This window comes from Actinomycetota bacterium, assembly GCA_040755895.1.
GTDB lineage: Bacteria > Actinomycetota > Aquicultoria > Subteraquimicrobiales > Subteraquimicrobiaceae > Subteraquimicrobium.
Genome location: JBFMAG010000068.1, coordinates 1 through 6,540 on the forward strand (window position 1 = coordinate 1; position 6,540 = coordinate 6,540).

Genomic DNA, 6,540 nt, shown 5'->3' on the forward strand with positions numbered 1-6,540 from the left:
ACAACCCAGACCCAGGTGAGGCTCTGTACTGGACTGGCACCGGCGATGAGAGCGAGTGGTGTTCCGACTGCCACTCCGCAAATTACGGACTGCACACAGATGTTAAGTACATGGGTGCGGGGAATACAGTTCCAAGATACGGTCACGACTGCAGTACTGCTGGTCCTCACGTCTCTGCCACTTATCCTTGCGGTGCTCCTGGTGGTTGCCACGGCCATCCTGATTTCCCTGCAGCCCCGGGCAAAGTTTCATTCCCGGATAATGAAAATGATGGTCCAACCTGTAGACATTGCCATCAAACTGATGGAATCCCCGGCGTTTGGCCACACCGCCAGGGTACCAATCCAGTAACTGGAACGGTCACATCAAGAGATATGCTGAAGAATACCTTTGATGCATCCGCAGATAAATTGGACGACGTCTGCAACGATTGTCACTTCACGCCATCATTGCCCTAATCGAGTTCAAATATGGGTAGCGCGGGAGCTTGTCTCCCGCAAACTTCTTAGGTCGGGATTGCTTGCTGGACGGTAGGCAAAACATTTTGGGCGGAGATAAACTCCGCCCCCTACATTTTTGTCCTAATTTATGGGATTTTTCAGCATTTGAGCATCGATCCACTAAGTGGTCTTTATTCAAAGGGAACCGAGCTCGCCAAGCTTTTCTACCTTTGGCAATGCTTTGGGTTTTTTGGAGGATATTTGGTGCTAATATGCTTCCACTTTCTTTGGCTCTACTGGTAAATCAGCGTGGGAGATTAAGATTCGCGCTCCTTCTGATGATCGCTCTCTTGCTTTTGTCGCTCACTTTTACATACGCCCGTTCCGCATGGCTAGGTGCATTGGGAGCTATCATTTTCTTGGGATTATCCAGTTACAGAATCATTTTGAGGAGTAAAGTGGTTATATTGCGGCGCTAGTTCTCTTGATTCTTTGCGGCATTTTTGTTATTCGAAGCCCTATGGATCCAAATATACACTGGTGAGCGAATTACGTCCGTGGTTAAGTCCACAGAAGGGACGGCAGCGATGCGGCTTCAGACGTGGAGATGACGTTGTTTATGATTAAAGACCGCCCGTTTTTGGGTTGTGGCCCAAGTTAGAAAAAGGAAGCCAATTTTAGCAAATGCTAGAAAATCCAAGGGGGATAAAAGGTGGGTGGATATTCCTCATGGTGCGATAGGATAATCAAGTGGGGATTGATACTCCTTGTCTTTCTCCTACCTTTAACTTTCAGCCCCTTCAATCTTTTGCGCTATGATCTTCCAAAAGTTACCTTTGTAAGGGTTCTATCCCTGATCTTCCTTGGTGTTTTACTGATAAAAATAATCCTCGGTAAAATGAAGCTCGCCAGAAGCCCTTTAGATATTCCCTTTTTAGCATTTCTTCTAATAGCTGGGATTTCAACCCTCCTTTCGAAGAACATCTACGTTAGTTTGCTCGGTGAATGTCGAAGGAATCAAGGATTCTTTACCCTCATTTCCTACGCTTTCCTCTATTATCTCTCTTTTAACTTTTTCTGTGAGAAACGAGATTTTCGGCGGTTTCTGATAGCCCTTTTTGCTTCTTGCTCGGTAATATCGATAATTGGAATATTGCAATATTTGGGCATTACATTTGGTGAATGGAATCTCTATTACATTGCCGATCCCGCCCGAAGCTCCTCCACTCTGGGCAATCCCATCTATCTTGGGGGTTATCTGGTTCTCGTCATACCCGTTGCCATGATTATCGTTCTGTGCACTGAGGAATTTTGGAATTTTGGGAGATTAGTATGGTTAAAGAATTTGGCTTTAATGAATGTCCTTTTAGCCATACCCTGTCTGGTGTTTACCTTTTGCAGAGCCGCCTGGCTCGCCTTTGCGATGTCGATCATCTTTCTGGTCATCGCTTTTAGGCGACACTTGTGGCAGAAGAAATTTTTCTGCTTAGTGCTTTTACTCTTTTTGATCGCGGAAGTCATCACCCTGTATGCATTTCACGGTAGTTTCGTGGCTTCGGGTAAAGATTATGCCCTAGGTGAGAGGCTGGCTTCCTTGGCACAATTTGAAAGGGGCACCGCTGCGAGCAGAATACTCATGTGGCAAAGTAGCCTGAAGATCATCGCTGACAATCCTCTGATGGGAACGGGATCCGATACTTTTTGGCTTGTTTTCCCCTCCTATCTTCCACCTCATTACGAAGTGGTGGTGCGGGAAAATGCCCGACCGGGCTCTCCCCACAATGATCTCCTGGAGGTAGCCACGGGAATGGGAGTACTTGGGCTGATCACATATCTGTGGCTGCTGATCGTATTTTTCAGAGTGGGTGTTTCACTATTTAAGGCGCTTGATAGAAGGTGGCATCCACTCTCAATAGGTTTGTTGGCGGGAATTATCGGTTATCTAATTCAGATCCAATTCAGCTTTCACGTAATCGGCGTAGCCCCCATTTTTTGGATGATCATTGGGCTCGCTATGACCGTGACCAGGCTTTCAGGCTTTGTCCATACGAAGGAGTTAAAACTGGATTTTGGTGGAAAGAGGTGGGGATTTGCTGCGCGATTGATAATCTCTTTGCTCACCATTGTATTCACCTTCTACTTGTTAAAGATGGCGATTATTCCCTTCGTTGCCGATCTCCATGCTCGCAGGGCTTTGGATCATCTACAATTCGGTCTTTACGATGATGCCATTGGCGAAGCTAAATTGGCGGTAAGGCTTTATCCCCTTGAAGAGGAGTATCTATTTCTGTTGGGAAAAATTTATGAGTTTAAAAGCGATGCTCAAGGTGATTCCCGGTGGTATAAAGAGGCTATATCAACGTATATTGAGGCTTTGAGATTTAATCCTCGTGAGCGGAATGGCTACGCACGTCTTGGCGATGCTTACCTTAAAGTTGCTGAAAAGGGGGATTTGAAAATGGCGGATAAAGCAATTGAAACCTACAAAAAACTGATCAAATTGGAGCCTAATTATTCTCAATCTCATTACAACTTGGGAGTGGCGTATTATCTAAAAGGGGAGCTAGATGAAGCCATTGCCCAGTGGCAAAGGACGGTGGAGTTAAAACCGGATGAACTGGATGCCTATCTTCTCATGGGGAAGGCTTATCACGAAAAGGGAGCGGTAAAGGGAGCGATTTGTGCTTATAAAAAGGCATTGGAGTTGGATCCATTCAATATGGAAGTTCATAAAGCCCTCAGGCAATTGAAGGAGTAGCGCGGCCTATCTGCCGGTAGGAACTTCTCTCCTGCAATTCCTTTGTCGATGACCCGCCTGCCGACGGGCAGGTGAAACCGACGCTGCAAATCTCCTGGTGGACCCCGCGGCTACTCGTGGCAGATGGGGCAGAACTTTTCCCGTTCGTGACAGCCGCATGCACCAGGTACCTTAGAGGCGGGACCGTGGGTTTTCGGAAAGTCTTCTGCATGTGGCCAGGGCATTCTCTTATGGCAGTGCTGGCAGAAGGGCATATTGTGGCACTTCCAGCAGAGCTTCTTATTCACGAAACCCTCGCGAGGATGTTTCTTTTCCCAGTTGGGAGGGTGGGGCATCTCTAAACCGTGACATTGATTACATGTCTCAATGGGATGACATCCCCTACAGCTAGTCGGTTCCTCCAAATGAACCTTCGGGAAGTCGACCTCTTCCCGAGGATTTTTGCCAATATCCTCAATATGGCATAAACGACAGTTACTGGAAGCTCGCTTATCGTTGTGACAAAGGACACATCTTTCCATGGCGGGGAACTTTCCATTGGGAACCATCTTGCCATGAGCTATTGTATTGTGGCAGTTAGTGCATTTGTATCCACTGTCGAGGATTTCTTTGTGGCTCACCCTTATGGTATATCTGATTTTCTTTTCTTGGGTGATATCAGAGTGGCAAGAGAGGCAGGACTCGTCTCTTACCATGGCGGTTATGGGTTCTTTGTAACTCCGCCTTAATTGGGAGATGATCATTGAGGTCATTCTCGTTTTTTCCATGCACAGCCCAAGCACACCGGGCTGCTGGTGACAAGAAAGGCAATTTACCTTCTTGTGGGGAGATTCTTTCCATGCATAGTATTCTCCCTTCATGGTGTGGCAAGAGCGGCAGAAATTCGGTAGAGAGGAATAGTACATTGCAGAGGCAAGGAGGACCAAGATGATAACCAAAGTTATTCCTATGCGAATGGTTATCTGCCTTTTAGTGAGCTTTTCGCGAGGCTTTCTTTTCTCTTTGGATGGTCTAAAGACTATTAAAGCTGCAATGGTTAGGATCATTAATACCACGACGATGAACATACCCATGAGTAATACGGCTTCCTGTGGATGGGCTTCCGGATTCTTAAGGATCGATATTATTCTTTCCCTGCTCAATAGATAAAGCCAATTCTTCGGCATCATTATCCTTAACCTTATGGAGCTGTGACCTTGGGCATTACCACTCCCGGGTGGATGTGCTTGATATGACAGTAATTACATGTCTTTTTGACGTGACATCTAAGGCATTTTCCCCTTCCAAGCCTCTTAAACTCCTTAGAATGTTTTTTCAAGAAGCCCTCGGGATGGGGCATCTCCATCTGATGGCAATTGACACAGAAGCTTCGGATATGACAATCAAGACAATTTTCATCGCCCGTTTTGGAGTTTTCCCCGTGGATATAGGGCCAGTTGGTCTGATGAGGCATTAAACTGTGGCATCTTTCGCAATCTTCTTTTTCATGGCAAATGATACAGGTTGATGTATCGCCCATACCATGAGTCTTCTCCCATGTGGTCCCATGAGTCACGGCCCAGGGACCCGCATGTCTTTTCCTTTCTCCCTTCACGTGGCATTTGAGGCAATCCTTGGTTGCTTTCCTTCCATGGCATTGTGTGCATTTATCCATGGTGGGCTGGTTTTCCTTTGTCACGGCTTTCCCATGGGCGATTGTATTGTGGCAATCGGTGCATTTTCCTCCTTCCGGAATGCAATCGCCATGGCTTATACGGATGGCGCTCTTTACCACGATCTTTTGGAGGACCCTTTGATGGCAGCGCAAACAACCATCATTTTGCACCGTACTCGATATGGGTCTTTGGTACGATTTGGTGAGAAAGAGCACAATCATTCTTAATTCTTCCATTTTTTCTTCAAGGAAACCCAAAGGTCCGAGCTCGCCGTGGCAACCGTAGCAATTCACTTGACTGTGGGAGGAGTTTTTCCAGGTTTCATGGGGTTTTCTCATCACATGGCAAGATTGACAAAAGAATGATTGGGAGGTGAGAATCATCAGACCCGCTGCAATTAGGATATATCCCAGGAGTACTATAGCGACAACAATCCAGGCCTTCCTTTTTGCCACTTTAATTGTCCTTTCAAGAATTCTTTAGGGAAGTTCTCCAGGAAGTCCTTCAACTTTAGGCTTATTTTACAAGCGAACATAATCAGGTGCAACAAGCAGCACTTGCCTTGAGCTTTTTAAACCTGTTATCATAAGCAGGAATAAGATACAGCTAATCCCTTAGGAGGCAACAAAAATTCCCACGAATCCGAGAGGTTTTCAGATACGGACTTTGTGGAAAGTAATGTTGAAATTTTCGCAAAAAAGATGGGCTTTTATAGCTGGATTTTTGCTGTTGGCGGTATTAGCCATCATCCTAGTTTATCTTTTTTATAGCAAGCCTCGTGTGATTAGACCTCCCGAATTTCTATTCAGTATTAAAGGAAAAAGTGAAGGTGCGAGGGTAATAAATCCATTACGCGGACCGCTTGGGATAACTATTTTTCAGGATAGAGTCTTCGTTGCGGATAGTGGGAATTCTGAGGTAAAAATCTTCAATTTGGATGGACGCTTCTTATCTTCCTTTCCAGTGACCACAATAGCAGTCGAAAAACCTACCACCTATCCCGTGGGAATTACTATAGATGACGACGGAAAAATCTATGTCTCGGAAATTCGTTCCCAAAAACTCATGGTCTTTAATTTTCAAGGGAGATTCCTCTACAACTTTCCGAGAGGGAGAGAGAATTCAAGGGTTCTAATTAAGCCTCTTGCCGTGACCTTCGCCAACGATAAACTATATGTAACCGATATTGGGGATCAAAGTGTAAAGGTGTTCGATAAGAGAGGCAGGTTATTGCTTAAATTTGGAAAAAAGGGTAGCAAGAAAGGGGATTTTTTATTTCCAAATGGAATCACTGCTTTGGAAGATGGCACAATTTTGGTCGCCGACTCCAACAATAGGCGGGTGCAAGTCTTTGATCCCCAAGGAAATTTCCTGAGTTTCCTTGGGAGGTCTAAGGCACTCTTTAACCTCCCCAGAGGAATAGCCATCGATGGGAAGGGGAGAATCCACGTGGTGGATACTTTTTCGCGAGCGGTTTTTGTCTTCGATGCCAAGGGGAAGCATCTCTTCTCCTATGGTGGGTTCGATGAGGGTGAACATCAATTCGGCTTCCCCAACGGGATTGCCATCTCCAGTTCCACCCGGAGAATTTACATTACGGATCGAGGAAAAAACTCCGTCATGGTCTGGCGCTATTAGAGGGACAGTCCCTCCCTGATGCTTTTTCCTGCTGAAATAAATTTGATTT

At 45.7% G+C, this 6,540-nt stretch carries 5 protein-coding genes; 3 read left to right on the forward strand and 2 right to left on the reverse strand.

The features are described from left to right. Both AB1466_03255 and AB1466_03260 read left to right on the forward strand, forming a co-directional pair. Positions 1 to 458, forward strand: a 458-nt coding sequence (locus AB1466_03255; protein ID MEW6189116.1) for a hypothetical protein, incomplete at its 5' end; no start/stop codon positions are given. 694 nt (positions 459 to 1,152) lie between these two features. Continuing rightward, a complete protein-coding gene (locus tag AB1466_03260) occupies positions 1,153 to 3,198 on the forward strand; it encodes a tetratricopeptide repeat protein (GenBank protein MEW6189117.1) in 2,046 nt (681 codons plus the stop codon). Between the two features lie 110 nt (positions 3,199 to 3,308). Here the strand turns inward: AB1466_03260 and AB1466_03265 are convergent, their stop codons facing one another. Beyond that, positions 3,309 to 4,367 (reverse strand): NapC/NirT family cytochrome c, encoded by a 1,059-nt coding sequence (locus AB1466_03265; protein ID MEW6189118.1) that lies wholly within the window; start codon positions 4,365 to 4,367, stop codon positions 3,309 to 3,311. A gap of 11 nt (positions 4,368 to 4,378) precedes the next feature. Further along, complete coding sequence (locus AB1466_03270) at positions 4,379 to 5,308, reverse strand: NapC/NirT family cytochrome c (protein ID MEW6189119.1); 930 nt, start codon at positions 5,306 to 5,308, stop codon at positions 4,379 to 4,381. Between the two features lie 223 nt (positions 5,309 to 5,531). Between AB1466_03270 and AB1466_03275 the strand changes: the two genes are divergently transcribed. Then, on the forward strand, positions 5,532 to 6,491 hold the full coding sequence (locus AB1466_03275; protein MEW6189120.1) for a 6-bladed beta-propeller: 960 nt from the start codon (positions 5,532 to 5,534) through the stop codon (positions 6,489 to 6,491). Positions 6,492 to 6,540: the final 49 nt, after the last annotated feature.

Bases quoted from the DNA above. Each gene is read 5' to 3' on its own strand.
- AB1466_03265 (MEW6189118.1), bottom strand. From the start codon at position 4,367: ATGATGCCGAAGAATTGGCTTTATCTATTGAGCAGGGAAAGAATAATA.
- AB1466_03275 (MEW6189120.1), top strand. From the start codon at position 5,532: ATGTTGAAATTTTCGCAAAAAAGATGGGCTTTTATAGCTGGATTTTTG.